This window comes from Loktanella sp. DJP18 (assembly GCF_049310965.1).
Lineage (GTDB): Bacteria > Pseudomonadota > Alphaproteobacteria > Rhodobacterales > Rhodobacteraceae > Loktanella.
In genome coordinates, this window is the sequence record NZ_JBMERN010000291.1 from 1 (window position 1) to 1,816 (window position 1,816).

The following is a 1,816-nucleotide window of genomic DNA, read 5'->3' on the forward strand; positions in this document are numbered from 1 at the left end:
ATTCAGACCCTCCGTTGAGATTCTATCTGTCACCGATACCGGGCGCCGCCGGCGTTGGACGGATGCAGAGAAAGTTCGGATTGTTGAAGAAAGCTTTGGGGCACCAGGCCGCGTAGCCCAGACGGCCCGACGGCACGATCTGGGTCGATCGTTGTTGGTGCGCTGGCGTCGGCAGTATCGTGACGGTGAATTGGCTGTTGGTTCCGAGCTGCCCCGGTTTGCGCCTTTGACCCTTTCAGAACAGGACGTCGGCCGGATGCCATCGGAGCGGTCCACGCCGGAAGCTGTTGTCGCGGCTGCGTCAGATGGTTTGGTTGAAATCACGCTCGTGAATGGCCGCCGTTTGTCTGCTGCCGCGTCGCTTGACCCGGTGCTACTGATGCGCCTCGTGCAAGTGCTGGACGCGTCTTGATCGCGTTTCCGGCTGGCACGAAGGTTTGGATTGCGGGCGGCGTGACGGACATGCGGCGCGGGATGAATACCTTGGCGCTGGCGGTCCAGCAGGGCCTTGGGCGTGACCCGCATGCGGGTGAGATCTTTTGCTTTCGGGGTCGCAAGGGTGATCTGGTGAAACTGCTCTGGCATGACGGGGTCGGCATGTCGCTGTATCTGAAGCGGCTTGAGGCGGGGAAGTTCATCTGGCCGGTAAGCCAGGATGGGACGGCTGTTTCGATATCCGCCGCCCAGCTCGGCTATCTTCTGGAAGGGATTGACTGGAGGAACCCGCGCTGGACGCAGAGGCCCAGAACGGCTGGATAAATTGCGGTGAAACGCCTGTTTTTATTGGCGCTTCATGCTGTCTGTGGTAAATATTTGCCATGTCAGATGCCGCTTCCGAAATCGCCGGATTGAGCGCCGCCCTTGCCGCGCAGACAGCCCGCGCGCAAGCTGCGGAGGTCGAACTGGCACAGGCCCGCGCCCTGGCCTCTTGCACGCAAGCAATGATCCAGGAATTGAAGCTGGAGATCGCAAAGCTGCGGCGCGATAAATACGGCATCTCTTCCGAGCGTCGCGCGCGGCTGATCGATCAGCTGGAATTGCAGCTTGAGGAACTGGAAGCAGCTGCCACCGAGGATGCGTTGGCGGCTGAACAAGCCGCAGCGCAGGACAAGGCCAGCACCGTGCGCGCCTTCACGCGGCGCAAGCCGGTGCGCAAACCCTTTCCCGAGCATCTGCCGCGCGAGCGTGTGGTGGTTGAGGCACCGACCAACTGCACCTGCTGCGGCTCGGACCGCATCGTGAAGATGGGTGAAGACATTACCGACACGCTGGAAGTTATTCCGCGTCAGTGGAAGGTGATCCAGACCGTCCGCGAAAAGTTCACTTGTCGGTCATGCGAGAAGATCAGCCAGCCACCAGCCCCGTTCCACGCCATTCCGCGCGGTTGGGCAGGGCCGCAACTGATCGCCATGATTGCTTTCGACAAGTATGGACAGCACCAACCACTGAACCGGCAATCCGATCGGATTGCGCGGGAAGGTGTCGATCTCAGCCTGTCTACATTGGCTGATCTGATCGGTCATGCCTGTATAGCACTGGCCCCCATTCATGCGCTGATCGCGCGCCACGTGCTGGACGGTGGCCGTTTGCATGGTGACGACACGACCGTGCCGCTTCTGGCGCGCGGCGGCACCAAGACTGCGCGGCTCTGGACCTATGTGCGCGATGACCGACCATGGGATGGGGGTGCGCCGCCTGCCGCGCTCTTCCACTTCTCAGTGGATCGTCGCAAGGAACACCCGACACGGCATTTGGCCGGATGGCATGATGTGCTGCAATCGGACGTCTATGGCGGCTACAATGACCTGTATCTGGC

Annotated in this window: 3 protein-coding genes; all 3 read left to right on the forward strand. The window is 61.2% G+C overall.

The window, feature by feature from the left end:
* On the forward strand, positions 1 to 412 hold a 412-nt coding region (gene tnpA / locus ACOI1H_RS25295), incomplete at its 5' end, for an IS66-like element accessory protein TnpA (RefSeq protein WP_422441049.1).
* A complete protein-coding gene (gene tnpB / locus ACOI1H_RS25300) occupies positions 409 to 759 on the forward strand; it encodes an IS66 family insertion sequence element accessory protein TnpB (RefSeq protein WP_422441051.1) in 351 nt (116 codons plus the stop codon). The genes tnpA and tnpB, both read left to right, overlap by 4 nt.
* A 59-nt stretch (positions 760 to 818) precedes the next feature.
* Positions 819 to 1,816: IS66 family transposase (gene tnpC, locus ACOI1H_RS25305; RefSeq protein WP_422441052.1), on the forward strand; the 998-nt coding region annotated here is incomplete at its 3' end.